Source organism: Streptomyces albiaxialis (assembly GCF_039530985.1).
GTDB classification, from domain to species: domain Bacteria; phylum Actinomycetota; class Actinomycetes; order Streptomycetales; family Streptomycetaceae; genus Streptomyces; species Streptomyces albiaxialis.
The window spans coordinates 315,958-332,543 of the sequence record NZ_BAAAPE010000016.1 but is presented as its reverse complement, the minus strand read 5'-3'; the positions used below and the strand labels follow the sequence as shown (position 1 = coordinate 332,543).

General features: G+C 71.5%; 15 protein-coding genes. 12 read left to right on the top strand and 3 right to left on the bottom strand.

Translation table 11 applies throughout. The annotated features are described in order from the left end of the window. Positions 1-63 precede the first annotated feature (63 nt). Both ABD343_RS33060 and ABD343_RS33055 read left to right on the top strand, forming a co-directional pair. Positions 64-978: a LysR family transcriptional regulator gene (locus tag ABD343_RS33060; protein ID WP_344533582.1), complete on the top strand. Its 915-nt coding sequence runs from the start codon at positions 64-66 to the stop codon at positions 976-978. Positions 979-1,051: 73 nt separating this feature from the next. Further along, entirely contained in the window at positions 1,052-2,116 is a 1,065-nt protein-coding gene (locus ABD343_RS33055; protein ID WP_344533581.1) for a tartrate dehydrogenase, read from the top strand. Here the strand turns inward: ABD343_RS33055 and ABD343_RS33050 are convergent. After that, positions 2,103-3,602, bottom strand: a complete 1,500-nt coding sequence (locus ABD343_RS33050) for an MFS transporter (protein ID WP_344533579.1) — start codon at positions 3,600-3,602, stop codon at positions 2,103-2,105. The genes ABD343_RS33055 and ABD343_RS33050 overlap by 14 nt on opposite strands. A gap of 92 nt (positions 3,603-3,694) precedes the next feature. Here ABD343_RS33050 and ABD343_RS33045 point away from each other — a divergent pair, with 92 nt between their 5' ends. From ABD343_RS33045 to ABD343_RS33035, 3 genes are all read left to right on the top strand, one after another. Beyond that, a complete protein-coding gene (locus tag ABD343_RS33045; RefSeq protein ID WP_344533577.1) occupies positions 3,695-4,447 on the top strand; it encodes a TetR/AcrR family transcriptional regulator in 753 nt (250 codons plus the stop codon). A 171-nt stretch (positions 4,448-4,618) separates the two neighbouring features. After that, positions 4,619-5,689, top strand: a complete 1,071-nt coding sequence (locus ABD343_RS33040) for a hypothetical protein (RefSeq protein WP_344533575.1) — start codon at positions 4,619-4,621, stop codon at positions 5,687-5,689. Positions 5,690-5,712: 23 nt separating this feature from the next. After that, entirely contained in the window at positions 5,713-6,186 is a 474-nt protein-coding gene (locus ABD343_RS33035) for a hypothetical protein (protein ID WP_344533573.1), read from the top strand. A gap of 19 nt (positions 6,187-6,205) precedes the next feature. Here ABD343_RS33035 and ABD343_RS33030 read toward each other — a convergent pair whose 3' ends face one another. Both ABD343_RS33030 and ABD343_RS33025 read right to left on the bottom strand, forming a co-directional pair. Beyond that, a complete protein-coding gene (locus ABD343_RS33030; RefSeq protein WP_344533571.1) occupies positions 6,206-7,060 on the bottom strand; it encodes an SMP-30/gluconolactonase/LRE family protein in 855 nt (284 codons plus the stop codon). After that, entirely contained in the window at positions 7,057-7,842 is a 786-nt protein-coding gene (locus ABD343_RS33025; protein ID WP_344533570.1) for an IclR family transcriptional regulator, read from the bottom strand. Before ABD343_RS33025 ends, ABD343_RS33030 begins: the two co-directional genes overlap by 4 nt. A 240-nt stretch (positions 7,843-8,082) precedes the next feature. Here ABD343_RS33025 and ABD343_RS33020 point away from each other — a divergent pair, with 240 nt between their 5' ends. From ABD343_RS33020 to ABD343_RS32990, 7 genes are all read left to right on the top strand, one after another. Beyond that, positions 8,083-9,237, top strand: a complete 1,155-nt coding sequence (locus ABD343_RS33020; RefSeq protein WP_344533568.1) for a mandelate racemase/muconate lactonizing enzyme family protein — start codon at positions 8,083-8,085, stop codon at positions 9,235-9,237. Further along, positions 9,234-10,274 (top strand): zinc-dependent alcohol dehydrogenase, encoded by a 1,041-nt coding sequence (locus tag ABD343_RS33015; protein ID WP_344533566.1) that lies wholly within the window; start codon positions 9,234-9,236, stop codon positions 10,272-10,274. The genes ABD343_RS33020 and ABD343_RS33015 overlap by 4 nt, the downstream gene beginning before the upstream one ends. A 184-nt stretch (positions 10,275-10,458) precedes the next feature. Then, positions 10,459-11,436, top strand: coding sequence for a hypothetical protein (locus ABD343_RS33010; RefSeq protein ID WP_344533565.1), 978 nt, complete (start codon positions 10,459-10,461; stop codon positions 11,434-11,436). Further along, positions 11,433-12,548 carry a multiple monosaccharide ABC transporter substrate-binding protein gene (gene chvE, locus ABD343_RS33005; protein ID WP_344533563.1) on the top strand — a complete coding sequence of 372 codons (1,116 nt, stop codon included), beginning with the start codon at positions 11,433-11,435 and terminating at the stop codon, positions 12,546-12,548. Before ABD343_RS33010 ends, chvE begins: the two co-directional genes overlap by 4 nt. A 17-nt stretch (positions 12,549-12,565) precedes the next feature. Then, positions 12,566-14,101 carry a multiple monosaccharide ABC transporter ATP-binding protein gene (gene mmsA / locus ABD343_RS33000; RefSeq protein ID WP_425578341.1) on the top strand — a complete coding sequence of 512 codons (1,536 nt, stop codon included), beginning with the start codon at positions 12,566-12,568 and terminating at the stop codon, positions 14,099-14,101. 7 nt (positions 14,102-14,108) lie between these two features. Then, a complete protein-coding gene (gene mmsB / locus ABD343_RS32995; RefSeq protein WP_344533560.1) occupies positions 14,109-15,344 on the top strand; it encodes a multiple monosaccharide ABC transporter permease in 1,236 nt (411 codons plus the stop codon). Between the two features lie 2 nt (positions 15,345-15,346). Beyond that, on the top strand, positions 15,347-16,522 hold the full coding sequence (locus tag ABD343_RS32990) for an aldose epimerase family protein (RefSeq protein WP_344533558.1): 1,176 nt from the start codon (positions 15,347-15,349) through the stop codon (positions 16,520-16,522). Positions 16,523-16,586 lie beyond the last annotated feature (64 nt).

The window sequence follows — 16,586 nt, the reverse complement described above, 5'->3', positions numbered from 1 at the left end:
ACCACTTACCGTCCAAGACTCATTTGCAGCCCGACTGATAACGTCCGCCCTATCAATAGGACGGTGAGCGCCTTGGACGTACGGCAGTTGCGCTACTTCCTCGCGGTCGTGGACCACGGCAGCGTGCACCGCGCGGCCGAGCATCTCTTCGTCGCACAGCCCTCGGTGACCCAGTCCATCCGCCGCCTCGAAGCCGGTCTCGGGACCCGCCTGTTCCTGCGTCAGGGCCGCGGCCTGGTGCTGAGCCCCTCCGGCGCGGCCCTGGTCGCACCGGCCCGCGAGGTCGTCCGCTCCCTGGACGTCGCGCGGGAGACCGTCGCGGCCGTGGACGGCCTGCGGGGCGGGCGGCTGCGCCTGGCCGCCATGCCGTCCCAGGTCGTCAGCCCGCTCACCGGCCTCATCGCCGCCTACGCCCGCGCCCACCCCCTCGTCCAGGTGTCGGTGGTGGCCGCGGCGCGGCCCGACGACGTCCGCGAGGCGCTGCGCCGGGGCGTCGCCGAGATCGGCGTCGTCGCCTCCTCCGGCGCGCACGAGGCCCACGCGGACCTCCGCCATGTGCCGGTCGAGACGCAGTCGTTCGTGCTCGTGGCCCGCGACGACGTCCCGCTGCCGCCCGGCGACGGGCCCCTCGCCGTGGAGGAGCTGTCCGGGCTCCGGCTCGTCGCGGGGCAGCCCGGCACCGGGATGCGCCGGGTCGCGGACGCGATCGTCGCCGCGACCGACTGCCGTATCGCGGTGGAGATCGAGCACCGCGAGGGCCTGCTCCCGCTCGTCCTGGAGGGCGTCGGAGCGGCCGTCGTCGCCGACTCCTGGCGGCCTCTCGCCGACGCGGTCGGGCTGCGCGTCCGGCGGCTCGCCGTCGAGCACACCCTCGACGTGGGGCTCGTCTGGCAGCGCCACCGCCTGAGTCCGGCCGCGGCGGCGTTCGTCGCGGTCGCCACGGACACGGGCGAGGACTCTGGTGTGCCGCGCGACTGATAGGCGCCGCTTATCGGAGGCGCTGCAAACCGATCTTGGACAGTGGCGAACGCCCCGGCGTTCCATGGTGGCCATGAACACGCGCTACCGGATCGCCCTCATTCCCGGCGACGGCATCGGCACCGAGGTGCTGCCTCCCGCCCGCGCCGTCCTCGACGCCGTCGGCAGACGTCACGGGCTCAGCTTCGCCTACGACTCGTTCGACTGGTCCTGCGAGCGCCACCTCGCCGAGGGCGCGATGATGCCGGCCGACGGCCCGGACCGTATCCGGCATCACGACGCGGTCCTGCTCGGCGCCGTAGGCCGGCCCGGCGTGCCCGACCATGTGTCCCTGTGGGGCCTGCTGATCCCGCTGCGCCGCCGGTTCCGGCAGTACGTGAACCTGCGCCCGATCAAGGTGCTCACCGGCGTGCCCAGCCCGCTCGCGCGGGCCACGGCCGACGTCGACTTCGTGGTCGTCCGCGAGAACGTCGAGGGGGAGTACTCCGAGATCGGCGGCCGGCTCAACCGCGGTTTCCCGGACGAAATGGCCGTCCAGGAAGCCGTCTTCACCCGCCCCGGCGTCGAGCGCGTCCTCGATCACGCGTTCACCGCCGCGCGGGCCCGCGGCGGGCACCTCGTCTCCGCCACCAAGTCCAACGGCATCGTCCACACCATGCCGTTCTGGGACGAACTCGTGCGGGAGGCCGCCGACCGGTTCCCCGGGGTGGCCTGGCGGCAGGAGCACATCGACGCGCTCGTGGCGAAGATCGTGCTCGACCCGACAGCCTTCGACGTCATCGTCGGCTCCAACCTGTTCGGCGACATCCTCTCCGACCTCGCCGCCGCCGTCGCGGGCAGCATCGGCCTCGCCCCGGCCGCGAACCTCAACCCGGAGCGCGAGTACCCCTCCATGTTCGAGCCCGTCCACGGCTCGGCGCCGGACATCGCGGGGCAGGGCGTCGCCAATCCGCTCGGCGCGATCTGGAGCGCCTCGATGATGCTGGACCACCTCGGCCACCCCGAGGCCGCCGCCGAGATCTTCGACGCGTTCACCTCGGTCCTGGCCACGACCGACGCCCGTACGCCCGACCTGGGCGGGACCGCGACCACGGAGGAGTTCACCCGCCTGATCCTCGCGGCCGTCACGGACCGATAGCCCCGGTCCCGGCTCCGGCCCCGTCCCCGTCCCTGGGCGGCCGGGTGCGGCGCATCGCCCAGGCGACGAGTGCCGCGGAGGTGAGGGTGAGGATCAGGCCGGAGACGGTGACCGCCTCGTGGAACCGGGCGGTCTGCCCCGGGCTCCAGTGCCCCGCGGTGACATCCCCGGCGAACAGGGCGGCGAGCACGGTGCCGCCCACGGCGACGCCGACCGCGGCGGTGACCTCGGCGGCGGTGTCGATCAGGGCCGCACCCGTGGACGTTCGCTCGGGCGGCAGGCCGTTCAGGACGTTGACCCCGGCGGCGGCGCCGACGACCCGCATCCCGGCGGCCACGAACACCAGCGCGACCGCCACCCAGGGATAGCCCAGGTTGCCGAACAGGGTGTAGACCGCGAGCCCGGTCACCACCGAGCCGGCGCTCATCCAGGCGGCGCGGTCGATGCCGACCCGGCCGACGAAGCGGTGGACGAACGGCCCGCCCGCGATCAGCACGGCGATCTGCGGCAGCATGCCGAGGGACGCGAGCCCGGGCGACCAGCCCAGGTCCAGTTGGAGCTGGAGCATCACCAGGTAGGCGAGCCCGGCGTTGGCCAGTCCGGCCGCGGCCTTGTAGGCCAGCCCGCCGGAGACCTGGGGCCGGGCGACCAGCGCGAGGTCGAGCAGCGGGTGCCGGGCCGTACGCTCGCGCAGCACGAACAGGACCGCCGCCACGGCGAGCCCGGCGACGGCGGCCCACGGCGCCCACGCCCCCGCGCCCGCGTGCTCGAACAGGGTGGGCGCGACGAGCGCCAGCACGATCGCCGCGGTGCCCAGCATGCCGCCGGTGACGTCCGGGGGCGCCCGGTGCAGGGCGGCGGGGTCGTCGGCGGGGACGCCGGACCGTATGCCGGCGAACGCGAGCGCGACGATCGGCACGTTCATCAGCAGCAGGACCTGCCACGGCGCGAAGGAGAGCACGAAGCCGCCCACGGTCGGGCCGATCGCGAGGCCGACCATGCCCACGGTGGAGATCAGGGTGATCGCCCGGACCCGCAGGCTCTCCTCCTCGAACAGCCGGAAGGCCATCGCCATGGTCCCCGGCGTGGTCATCGCGGCCGCGAGGCCCATGACGGCGCGGACGGCGATCAGCTCGCCCGTGCTGGTGACCCCCGCCGTCGCCAGGCTCGCGGCCCCCAGCAGGACCAGCCCGGCGAGCATCACCCGGCGCCGCCCGAGCCGGTCGGCGACGGCGCCGAGGGCCAGCATCAGGCCGCCGAAGACGACCGCGTAGCCGTTCGTCACCCACTGCAGGGCGACGGTCGGGGCCGACAGCTCGCGGCCGATCGTGGGCAGGGCGACGTTGAGGACGGTGTTGCTCATCATCTCGAAGAGGAAGACCGCAGAGAGGCCCGCGAGCGCCACCCACGCCTGGCGCAGGGAGCGGAACGGGGCGGGCGGGGGCCCGGTGGCCGGGCCCTCCCGGGTGGCGTGCGGGGTGGTCATGGCGGTCCTCTCGAAGCGCGACACGAACAGCGTTCGTCGTACGAACACCGTTCTACGCTCGAACCGTGTTCGGGTCAAGCTATGCTGGTCCCATGGCCAACAGACGTGCTCCGGATCGCGCCGAGCCGCAGGACGAGTGGGCCGCGAAGATCGCGGCGCTGGACGGACCGGGCAGGGCCGAGCGGCCCGGCAAGCCGCCGATCACCGTCGGGCGGATCATGGACGCGGCGTTCGCGCTCGTCGAGGCCGAGGGCTTCGAGGCCCTGACCATGCGCCGGGTCGCCACCGCACTGGGGACCGGCCCCGCGTCGCTGTACGCGCACGTGCGCAACAAGGCCGAGCTGGACGAGCTGCTGATCGGCGAGGTGTGCGCCAGGGTGCCGGTGCCGGAGCCGGACCCCGCGCGGTGGACGGAGCAGATGCTGGAGATCTGCCGGGCGCTGCGCGACGAGTACCTGCGCTATCCCGGGATCTCACGCGCCGCGCTGGCCGCCGCCCCGAACAGCCTGGACGCGCTGCGGCTGAGCGAGGGCATGCTCACGATCCTGCTGGCCGCGGGCGTCCCCCCGCGGTCCGCCGCGTGGGCGATCGACGCCGCGTTCCTCTACGTCTCGGCCTACTGCTTCGAGGCGTCCCTCCGGTACCGCCCGGACAGCGACGCCGACCAGCGCGTCCTGGACCGCGACGCGCTGGCCGAGCGGTACCGCATGCTGCCCCCCGACAGGTTTCCGAGCACCGTCGCCCACGTCCGCGAACTGACCTCCGGCGAGGGCCACGAGCGCTTCGAGTTCACGCTCACGGCACTCCTGGGCGGCCTCGCCCCGGAACCGGGCCCGGGTGCCTGAATACACCGGGCGTTGTACAACCCGGGCCGCTACGGCGGTGGTTGGAGAGGCGTCGTCGGACTTCGGCGTTACGGGAGTCAACCGAGGACTTGACGACGGCCCGGCCGTCGCGCAATAGCCTCGGTCTCCGTCGGTCCGCTGGGACACCCCACACCGCTCGGAGAGGACGCCATGAGCCTGGACAGACGGCAGTTATTACGCGGTTCGCTCGCGGTCGGCGCCGCGGCCGTACCGTTCGCGTCGGCGACGCCCGCGTACGCCCGGCAGGACCGGGGCGCCGCACAGACGCCTCCCGCGAGCTTCTACCTGGCACTGCTGGACGCGCACAACAACGTCGTCGAGACCTACTACACCGGCGACATCGACGCGCAGACGAACCGGTTCGGCCTGCCGAAGTCGTCGTTCCCGACCGGGGGCTGGGCCCCGCTGGAATGCAAGTTCCGGAAGCTCAACAGCGGTGAGTCCGTCTTCATGGTCTGCGGCGGGGACCCGGACAAAGGGCGGGTGACGATCCACCGCAACAGCGACTCGGCGGCTCTCGGCTGGGACCCGGACCTTCCGATCTACCCGCACTCCCTGGAATACCTCCCGACCGCGGACGTCGTCATCGTGGTGGGCACACGGGGCCTGGAGCAGCACGATCCCCCGAAGGGCCCGCATCAGAAGCGCGGCGGCGGGTGCTACCAGCTCTACCTGGCTCCCTCGGCGGGCAGCCCCGGCGTGCTGCGGAAGGTTCCCGGCCTCACCGACAAGGAACGGGCCTTCCGGCAGGCACACGGCGTCGTCCGGGACCAGAACCACCCGAACCGCGTGTGGATCTTCGGGGGCAGCAAGCTCGTCTGCTACGAGGTGACCGGGAAGCGGGAGACGACCCGCCTCCGCGAGATGTACCGCGCGGAGGACTCCCTCGACCCCGCCAAGAAGCCGGTGTTCGAGAACGGCCACGACCTTCAGCCGGACCCGGTGGACACCCAGTTCCTGTGGGCGACGGGCAGCGCGTTCCAGCTCAAGATCAACAAGGCCGGCGGGCCTCCCCGGGTCGAGTGGAGCTATCCGCTGCCGAGGGTGAAGTCCTTCTCCCGGCACCGGTCCGGGCGCGGCATCTACACCATCGACAGCGAGAACAACCCGTTCGGCACCGACAAGGTCGACTTCCTGTGGCCGTCCCAGACCGTCACGGTGCCCCAGGGCCCGGGCCAGAAGGAGAAGTGGATCTACAAGGCCCGGCTCACCGACATCTGACTCCCCGGCGAAAGGGAAGATCTGTGACTGCCCGATCGGCCAAGACCACGACGTTCACCGGTGCCGCGGCTCTCGGCACCGTGCTCTTCCTCGTCCTCACCGCCTCCCCCGCCGCGTCGGCGGCGCCGCGTCCCGACCACTGGGACAACGGATACATCCCGTACGCCAACGGCCGCGTGGCCGACACCGACCCGGCCCTGGGCGCCGTCGCCTCCGTCGGGGTGGAGTGGGAGGGGTACAAGGTGAGCCTCTCCGGCACCGTCTGGGACCGGGCCGCCGACGGCTACGGCGTACGCATGGAGGTCGGCTACAACTGGCAGAACGGCTCCACGTGGGAGTGGACCACCCGCATCTTCGGCAAGGCCGAGGGCGGCAACGGGGATTCCAAGTCCAGCAGCGCTCATTCCCGGGCCGGGGTGAACGTCAAGGACCTCAAGGTCCGGGCCTGCACGGTCAACAGCAGCAACCAGGTGGTGAAGTGCAGCCCCTGGGCCTGACCGCCCTGCCCACATCGGCTCAGCCCGCGAAGGCCGCGCCCCGTGCCCCCTCCCCCGCGTCCGGGATCACCAGGAGCGAGCCTGAGAGGGGGTGCGGGCGGGTGAGGCCTGTGCGGGCCGAGGTGATGTACAGGTCGCGCAGGTCCGGGCCGCCGAAGGCGCACGCGGTGGGGCGGCGGACCGGGAGCGGGAGCGTGCGGTCCAGCTCGCCGCGCGGGGTGTAGCGGCGGACGGCGGCGCCGTCCCAGAGCGCGACCCACACGCAGCCGTCGGCGTCGACGGTGAGCCCGTCGGGGTATCCGGCGCCCTCTTCGATCTCCGCCAACGGGCGCCTGTCGACGGGGAGTCCGTCCTCGACGCGGCAGACGTCGATGCGGCGGGTCGGCGTGTCCACGAAGTACAGCAGCGTGCCGTCCGGGCTCCAGCCGGTGCCGTTGCTGACGGTCACGCCGCCGAAGACCTCGGTGGCCGTGCCGTCCGGGGCGAACCGGGTGAGCGCGGCGCCGCCCGGCTTCTCGTCGTAGTACATCGTGCCCGCCCAGAGCGTGCCGTCTGGGGCGACCGCCGCGTCGTTGCCGCGCCGCCCCGGCACCGGGTCGTGGGCGAGCCACGAGAAGGCGCCGTCCGGGCCGTACAGGCCGACGCCGTCCCGGAGGTTGACGACGAGGCCGCCGCCCGCGCGCGGCTTGGCGGCGCCGACGTGCTGCTCGGTGGCGCGGACGGTGCGGCGGCCGGTCCCCGGCTCGTATGTGTGGATCCGGCAGCCCAGGATGTCCACCCAGATCAGCGCCCCGGCCGCCGCGTCCCAGGTCGGGCCCTCGCCCAGCTCCGCCGCCGCGCGGACCGCCCGCTCGACTCGCGTGCGTACGCTCATCGGTCGCTCCCCCGGTGCCCCAGCCGTACGGACAGATCGCGGGCGCCCTTGACGGCCAGCTCGGACAGCTCGGCCTCGCGCGCGTCGCTCCAGCGGATCACCGGCACGGAGATCGACAGGGCCGCGACGACGCGGCCCGAACTGTCCCGTACGGGCGCGGCCACGCAGCTCACGTCCGGGTTGGACTCGCGGTGCTCGACGGCGACGCCGCTCGCGCGGACGGCGGGCAGCGCGGCGCGCAGCGCGTCCGGGTCGGTGATGCTGTTGGGCGTCATCGCGACGAGGGCGCCGTCCCCGGTCTCCTCGTCGAGCCGCGCCTCCAGTTCCTCCGGCGGGAGCGAGGCGAGCAGCATCTTGCCGACGGAGGTGCAGTGCGCGGGGAGCCTGCGGCCCGCGGCCGAGACCATGCGCACCGCGTGGATGGAGTCGACCTTGGCGATGTAGATGACGTCGAGGCCCTCCAGCACGGCCACGTGCACCGTCTCGTCGCAGGTCTCGGCGACCTCGCGGGCGACCTGCTGGCCCTCGGCGGCGAGGTCGAGCTGCTCCGCGTAGCGGCTGCCGAGCTGGTAGGCGCGGACGCCGAGCCGGTAGCGGCCGGGCTGGTCGGGGACGGACGCCAGATAGGAACGGGCCGTGAGCGTGGTGACCAGCTCGTGCACGGTCGTCCGGGGAAGCTGGAGCCGGCGGGTGATGTCGGGGGCCGAGAGCGTGCCGTCGCCCTCCAGGAAGAGTTCCAGTATGTCCAGCGCCCTGGTCACCGCGGGGACGAGCCTTCCCATGGCCACCACCCTTCTCGTTCGAGACTCCGGCCATTGACCGATATCGCGAACACACGCTAACCCCGCCACCGGTCACCCGGCAATGCCCGTTCCGCCGTCAAGTACGCCCGTTCCGCACCCGTATCCGCGTGGGCCTCGCCCGTTGCGCCATCCATTGACACCCTCCTCGGAGGTGATTACGGTCACGCCAACATTTCGAACGTGTGACGAAATTTCGAACGATCCCTAGGGGCAACTGGCGTGCGCATCACGGGAATCACCACTCATGTCGTCGGAACGGCCTGGCGGAACCTGACCTACGTCCTCGTCCACACCGACGAGGGCCTCACCGGCGTCGGCGAGACCCGCATGCTCGGCCATACCGACGCGCTGCGCGGCTATCTGCGCGAGGCCGAGGCCAACCACATCGCGGGCTCCGACCCGTTCGCGGCCGAGGACCTCGTGCGGCGGATGAAGTACGGCGACTACGGGCGTGCCGGGGAGATCGTGATGTCCGGCATCGCGTGCGTGGAGATGGCCTGCTGGGACATCAAGGGCAAGGCCCTGGGCGTCCCCGTCTGGCAGCTCCTCGGCGGCAAGGTCACCGACAGCGTGCCCGCGTACGCCAACGGCTGGTACACCACCGAGCGCACCCCCGACGCGTACCACAAGGCGGCCCAGCAGGTCATGGCGCGCGGCTACCGCGCCCTGAAGATCGACCCGTTCGGCACCGGCCATCTCGAACTCGGCGCCGAGGAGACCCGTTACGCCGTCTCGCTCATCGAGGCCGTGCGCGACGCGATCGGGCCCGACGCCGAGCTGATGCTGGAGATGCACGGCCGGTTCAGCCCCGCCACCGCCGTGCGCCTCGCCCGCGAGATGGCCCCGTTCCGGCCCGCGTGGCTGGAGGAGCCGGTGCCGCCGGAGAACCTCAAGGCCCTCGCGAAGGTCGCCGCGAAGGTCGACATGCCGGTGGCGACGGGCGAACGCATCCACGACCGCATCGAGTTCCGCGAGCTGTTCGAGTCCCAGGCCGCCGACATCGTCCAGCCCGACCTCGGCCACATCGGCGGCATCCTGGAGACCCGGAAGCTCGCCGCGACCGCCGAGACCCACTACACGCTGGTGGCCCCGCACAACGTCGGGGGCTCGGTCCTCACCGCCGCCTCCCTCCAACTCGCGGCCTGCACCCCGAACTTCAAGGTCCTGGAGCACTTCAACGACTTCGCCGACGCCGAGATCAAGAAGGTCGTCAAGGGCGCGCCCGAGGTCGACCCGGAGACCGGCCGCTTCCCCGTCTCCCACGCGCCCGGCCTCGGCGTCGAGTTCGACGCGGACGCGGCGGCCGAGTTCCCGCAGCAGCAGGCCCGCTTCGACCTGTGGGCCGACGGCTGGGAGCGGAGGGCCCCCAAGTGAGCCGCGCACCGGCGCCCGTGAGCCGCGCGCTCGTCGTCGAACGCCCCGGCGAGCACCGTCTGACCCGCGGCGCGACCCCTGAGCCGGGCCCCGGCGAGGTCCGGGTCCGCGTCGCGGCGGCCGGGATCTGCATGAGCGACCGCGAGCTGTACGACGGGCGGCGCGACCCCGGTTACGTCCGCTACCCCGTCGTGCCCGGCCACGAGTGGGCCGGGACCGTGGAGGCCGCGGGCGAGGGCGTCGACCCCGCGCTCGTCGGCCGGAAGACCGTGGCCGAGGGCTTCCGCGCCTGCGGGACGTGCGAACGGTGCCGCCACGGGGAGACGAGCCTGTGCGGGGGCGGCTACGCCGAGACCGGGTTCACCGAGCCCGGCGCCTTCGCGGACCATCTCCTCGTCCCCGCACGGCTGTTGTATCCACTGGACGACGACGCCGATCTGCGTGCCGCCGCCCTGCTGGAGCCCGCCGCCGTGGTCGCCGCCGCCGTACGGGCGGGGGCCCCGCGGCCCGGCGAACGGATCGCCGTCGTCGGCGCCGGAACGCTCGGGCTGCTGGCCGTCCAGTTGCTGGCGGCCTCCTCGCCGGGCGAGCTGGTCGCGGTGGACCCGCGCGCGTCCTCCGGCGAGCGTGCCGTGGAGTACGGGGCGACCCGCTGGGTGGGCCCGTCCGGGGCCGAGGAGCTCGGCGGCCGGTTCGACCTGGTGGTCGAGACGGCGGGCGCGCCTCCGACGGCGGCCGCCTCGTGCCGGCTCGCCCGGCGGGGCGGACGGGTCGTCCTCACCGGGATGTTCACGCCGGGGGCCGAGGGGATCGACCCCGTGCACCTGTCCCTGAGCCAGCTCTCGGTCCGGAGCGTGTTCGGGGCACCGTCCTCGGCCTGGTCGGAGGCCGTACGGGCGTTCGGCCTCGGCCTGATCGACCCTGCGGGGCTGATCACCCACGAGTTCCCGCTGGAGGAGTTCGCGGAGGCGATCGCGCTGGTGGGCGCGGCGGACGAGGCCACCGGCAAAGTCCTGCTCCGCCCGGACAAGAGCTAGGCGTGCCCGGACCAGTGCCGCGTACCGGCATCGGGGCTGCGCGCAGACCTCCCAAGCTTCGCCGAAGAGCGGGGCTCGCCCCTACAGGGGCGCGGGGAACTGCGCGACCGGCCACGACGCACCCGCAGTCTGCGACGCGCCACCAGGGGCAGCCCGTGCCCAGCACCACAGACGAAGGAGTCACATGACCGCACCCCCCACCACCCCCCGCCTCCCCGGAGGCGACGCCCTGACAAGAATCGGTCACCCCTCTCCCCCGCTCAGGGAGGAGGACGCGTCGCCGCACACATTCCCCGACGGCGGAACGTGGCGTACGGAGATACCGTCCGTCGAAGGACCAGAAGCGCTGGGCACCGTACTGAAGGAGAGCGCGAGGCTCGGTCTCCCGGTGCACCGCATCAGCCAGGGCAGCGGCGTCTGGATGCTCGGTGACGCCGAGATCACCGAGATGCTGGAATCGTGCGCCGAGCGGGACATCGAGCTGTGTCTGTTCACCGGGCCGCGCGGCACCTGGGACATCGGCGGCTCGACCCGTACCGACTCCGGCGGCGCCGGGCTGCGTGCCCGGGGGCACGACGGGCTCGCCGGGTGCGTCGAGGACGCGCTGCGCGCGACCGCGCTCGGCGTGCGCTGCCTCCTCGTCGCCGACGAGGGCGTGCTGTGGACCCTGCACCGGCTGCGGGAGGCCGGAGAGCTGCCCGCCGGCACCACGCTGAAGCTGTCCGCGCTGACGGGGCCCGTCAACCCGGCCTCGTACGCCGTGTACGAGCGGCTGGGCGCCGACTCGCTCAACGTGCCCTCGGACCTGACCCCGGCGCACCTCACCGAGATCCGCCGGGTCAGCAGGGCCCCGATGGACCTCTACATCGAGGCGCCGGACGACCTCGGCGGCTATGTGCGGATGTACGAGACGGCCGAGCTGATCCGGCGCGGCGCGCCGCTCTATCTCAAGTTCGGCCTGAGCAAGTCCCCCGGCATCTACCCGTACGGCGCGCATCTGCGCGACCACACGCTCGCCACGGCCCGTGAGCGGGTGCGCCGCGGGCGGCTCGTGCTCGATCTGCTCGCCCGGCACGGCGCGGACGGCGGGATGTCGCCGCTCGGCTCGCGGCTGCCGGGCGACCTCAGCCGTTTCCCCGTCCCGGAAGGGGACCCCGCATGACCACTGGGATACGTACGAAGCGGGCCGCCGCCGCGGTCGCGCTCGCCGCGCTGCTCACCGCCTCCGTCGCCGCCTGCGGGCAGGAGGCCAAGGGCGGCAGCCGCTACAAGCCCGAGAAGGGCAAGGGCGGCACGGTCGGCCTCGCGATGCCCACCAAGTCCTCGGAGCGCTGGATCGCCGACGGCAAGAACATGGCCAAACAGTTCCAGGCCGCCGGCTACAAGACCGATCTGCAGTACGGCGAGAACAAGGTAGAGAGCCAGGTCGCCCAGATCGAGAACATGATCGCCAAGGGCCACCGGCTGCTGGTCATCGCCGCCATCGACGGCAGAGCGCTGACCGACGTGCTGCGGCGCGCGAAGGACTCCGGTGTCCGCATCGTCTCCTACGACCGCCTCATCCTCGGCACCGAGAACGTCGACTACTACGCCTCCTTCGACAACGAGCGCGTCGGCGAGCTGCAGGGCCAGTACCTGGTCGACAAGCTGAAGCTGGACGAGAAGAAGGGCGAGAAGTTCAACATCGAGCTGTTCGCGGGCTCGCCGGACGACAACAACACCCAGTACTTCTGGAACGGCGCGATGAAGAAGCTGCGCCCGTACATCAAGAAGGGTCAGCTCGTCGTCCGCTCCAAGCAGACGAAGATGAACCAGGCCACCACGCAGGCATGGGACGGCGGCACCGCGCAGAAGCGGATGGACGACCTGATCAGCAAGAACTACGGCTCCGAGGACGTCGACGCCGTGCTCTCGCCGTACGACGGGATCTCCATCGGCATCCTCTCCGCGCTCAAGAGCGCGGGCTACGGCACCAAGGCGAAGCCGTATCCGGTGGTGACGGGGCAGGACGCCGAGCTGGCCTCGGTGAAATCGATCATCGCGGGGAACCAGACGCAGACCGTCTACAAGGACACCCGCAAGCTCGCCAAGCAGGCCGTCCAGATGGGCGACGCCATGCTCACCGGCAAGAAGGTCGAGGTCAACGACACCAAGTCGTACGACAACGGCAAGAAGATCGTGCCCGCCTACCTCCTCAAGCCGGTCAGCATCGACAAGTCCAACACCCAGCGGCTGATCGACGACGGCTACTACAAGGCGGGGCAGTTCAAGTGACCGCGCCCATTCTCCAGATGCGCTCGATCACCAAGACCTTCCCCGGGGTCAGAGCGCTCTCGGACGTCAACCTGACCGTCGCCCCCGGGGAGATCCACGCGATCTGCGGCGAGAACGGCGCGGGCAAGTCCACGCTGATGAAGGTCCTCAGCGGGGTCCATCCGCACGGCAGCTACGAGGGCGAGATCCTCTTCCAGGACGAGCCCGTGGCGTTCAAGGACATCCGCGCGAGCGAGCGGCGCGGCATCGTGATCATCCATCAGGAGCTGGCGCTCGTCCCGTATTTGTCGCTCGCGGAGAACATCTTCCTCGGCAACGAGGTCGCCTCGCGCGGCGTGATCAGTTGGAACGAGACGCTGCGCCGGGCCGACCGGCTGCTCAAGCGGGTCGGGCTGCCGGACAAGCCGCAGACCCGGATCGCGGATGTCGGCGTCGGCAAGCAGCAGTTGGTGGAGATCGCCAAGGCGCTCTCCAAGGAGGTGAAGCTGCTGATCCTCGACGAGCCGACCGCCGCGCTCAACGACGAGGACAGCGAGAAGCTGCTCAAGCTCATCCTGGAGCTGCGCGACCAGGGCATCGCCTGCATCGTGATCTCGCACAAGCTGAACGAGATCCGCCGGGTCGCGGACGCGGTCACGATTCTGCGCGACGGCCAGTCCGTCGAAACCCTCACGGTGCGGGAGGACCCGGAGGCGGAGGCGGACGTCTCCGAGGACCGGATCATCCGCGGCATGGTCGGCCGCGACCTCGACCACCGCTTCCCGGAGCGGACCCACTACGAGGGCGAGGACGCGGGCAGGACGGCCATGGCCATCGAGGGCTGGACGGTCCGGCACCCCATCGACCACGAGCGCAAGGTCGTGGACGACGTCTCGCTGGAGGTGCGGCGGGGCGAGATCGTCGGCATCGCGGGGCTGATGGGCGCGGGCCGCACGGAGCTGGCGATGAGCGTCTTCGGCCGCTCCTACGGGCAGTACGACGGCGGCACCGTGCGGGTCGACGACCGGGAGGTGCGCACCAGGACGGTCTCCGAGGCAGTGAAGCACGGCATCGCGTATGTCACCGAGGACCGCAAGACCTACGGCCTCAACCTCATCGACTCCATCAACCGCAATGTCTCGCTGGCCTCCCTGCCGGGTCTCACCCGGCGCGGGGTGGTGGACGAGCACGAGGAGCGGCGGGTCTCCGAGGGCTATCTGAAGTCGATGAACATCAAGGCCCCCAACGTCGCCGAGCTGGTCCAGCGGCTCTCCGGCGGCAACCAGCAGAAAGTCGTGCTCAGCAAGTGGATCCACGCCGACCCCGAGGTGCTGATCCTGGACGAGCCCACGCGCGGCATCGACGTCGGGGCCAAGTTCGAGATCTACACGGTCATCGACAAGCTGGCCGCGCAGGGCAAAGCGGTGGTGTTCATCTCCTCCGAACTGCCCGAACTGCTGGGCATGTGCGACCGGATCTACACGATGGCGGCGGGCCGGCTGACCGGTGAGGTGCCTCGCGAGGAGGCCACCCAGGAAGTGCTCATGCGCCACATGACCAAGGACAGAAGCTGAGGCCCTCATGACCACCACCGAGATCACCCCACCCACCGACACTCCCCCGGGCAGCGGCGCTGGGGACCGGTCCGCAGGCGCGGTGCTGCTGCGGAGCCTGCGCACCAATATGCGCCAGTACGGCATGCTGATCGCGCTGGCCTTCATCGTCGTGCTGTTCCAGATCTGGTCGGACGGCACACTGCTGCTGCCGAACAACGTCTCGAACCTGGTCCAGCAGAACGGCTACATCCTGATCCTCGCCATGGGGATGATGCTGGTCATCATCGCCGGCCACATCGATCTGTCCGTCGGCTCGCTGGTCGCCTTCGTCGGCGCCATGTCGGGCTTCATGATCATCAAACATGACGTTCCCTGGGTACTGGCACTGATCATCTGTCTGGCGATCGGCGCGGCGGCCGGGGCCTGGCAGGGCTTCTGGATCGCGTATGTCGGCATCCCGTCGTTCATCGTCACGCTGGCGGGGATGCTGCTCTTCCGGGGTCTCACCCAGATCGTGCTGGAGGGCCAGTCCATCGCCCCGTACCCCAAGGGCTTCCAGAACATCGCACAGGGCTTCATCCCGGAGATGGGCCCGTACACGCAGTACCACAACCCGACGCTCCTCATCGGCGCGGTCGTCATCGCCGTCCTGCTCTTCCAGGAGTGGCGCGACCGGCGGCGGCAGTTGGCGTACGAGCTGGAGGTGCTGCCGTTCAACATCTGGGTCTTCAAGCTCGTGGCCATCGTGGCGGCCGTGGTCGCCTTCACCCTGACACTGGCCAGCTTCCGGGGCGTGCCGGTGGTGCTGCTCATCATGTGCGCGCTGCTGATCGGGCTCGGTTTCGTGATGCGGAACGCGGTCGTCGGGCGGCACATCTACGCACTGGGCGGCAACAAGGCGGCGGCCAAGCTGTCCGGCGTCAAGGACCAGCGGGTGACGTTCCTGGTCTTCGTCAACATGGGCCTGCTCGCCGCGCTGGCGGGCATGGTCTACGCGGCGCGGCTGAACGCGGCCACGCCGAACGCGGGCCTCAACTTCGAGCTGGAGGCCATCGCCGCCTGCTTCATCGGCGGCGCCTCGATGAGCGGCGGCGTGGGCACGGTGCTGGGCGCCGTCATCGGCGGCCTGGTCCTGGGCGTGCTCAACAACGGCATGTCGCTGGTCGGCATCGGCACCGACTACCAGCAGGTGATCAAGGGCCTGGTGCTGCTGGCCGCGGTCGCCTTCGACGTCTGGAACAAGCGGAAGGTGGGCTCGTAGACATGGGATTCCACGCGAACAGACGCACGGTCCTGGCCGCCGCGGGCGGCCTGGCGGCAGCCGGCGCACTCAGCGGCACGGCGCGCGCGCACGGGAACGGGGGCCCGGGACAGGGGGCCCAGGCGCCGGTCAAGGAGCCGTTCGGCAGGCTGGAGGACGGCACCCGGATCGAGCGGTGGACGCTCGCCAACGGCGGCACGCGGCTGAGCGTGATCAGCTACGGCGGCGCCGTGCAGTCCCTGGAGGTCCCCGACCGGCACGGGCGTACGGCGAACGTCTCGCTCTCCTTCGACCGGATCGAGGACTACGTCGCGCACGGCGACCACTTCGGCGCGCTCATCGGCCGCTACGGCAACCGCATCGCCAAGGGCCGCTTCACGCTCGACGGGACGACGTACGAACTGCCCCGGAACGACGGCGAGAACAGCCTGCACGGCGGCCCGAACGGCTTCGACCGCCGCGTCTGGCACATCGAGCCCTTCGAGGGGCGTACGGGCGTCGGTCTGACCCTGCGCTACACCAGCGCGGACGGCGAGGCCGGTTATCCGGGCAGGCTGAAGGTGCGGGTCGACTACACGCTGACCGCGTCCGGGGCGTTCCGTATCGACTACGCGGCGACGACCACCGAGCCGACCGTCGTCAACCTCACCAACCACACCTACTTCAACCTCGCGGGCGAGGGCAGCGGCGACGTCCTCGGCCACGAACTCGCACTGGCCGCCGCCCGCTACACACCCGTCGGCAAGACCCTCATCCCGACCGGCGAGTCGGCGCGGGTCGCGGGCACGCCGTTCGACTTCCGGCGGGCCAAGCGGGTCGGCGAGGACATCAGGACGGCGCATCCGCAGCTCGTGACCGCCCAGGGATACGACCACAACTGGGTGCTGGACAAGGGCGTCACCCGCGTGCCCGAGCCGTTCGCCACGCTCCGCGACCCGTCCTCGGGGCGCGCCATGACGGTGGCCACGACCGAGCCGGGCGTGCAGTTCTACTCGGGCAACTTCCTCGACGGCACGCGCGTCGGGCGCTCCGGGCGGGTCTACCGGCAGAGCGACGGACTGTGCCTGGAGACCCAGCACTTCCCCGACTCGCCCAACCAGCCGGAGTTCCCCTCCACGGTGCTGCGCCCGGGCCGGACGTACCGCTCCACCACCGAGCACCGCTTCTCCGCACGCTGACGGGAACCAGCGGGAGAGCGGGAGTGTGCGGGGCGCGCCGCGTGACGCGCCCCGCACACGTGTG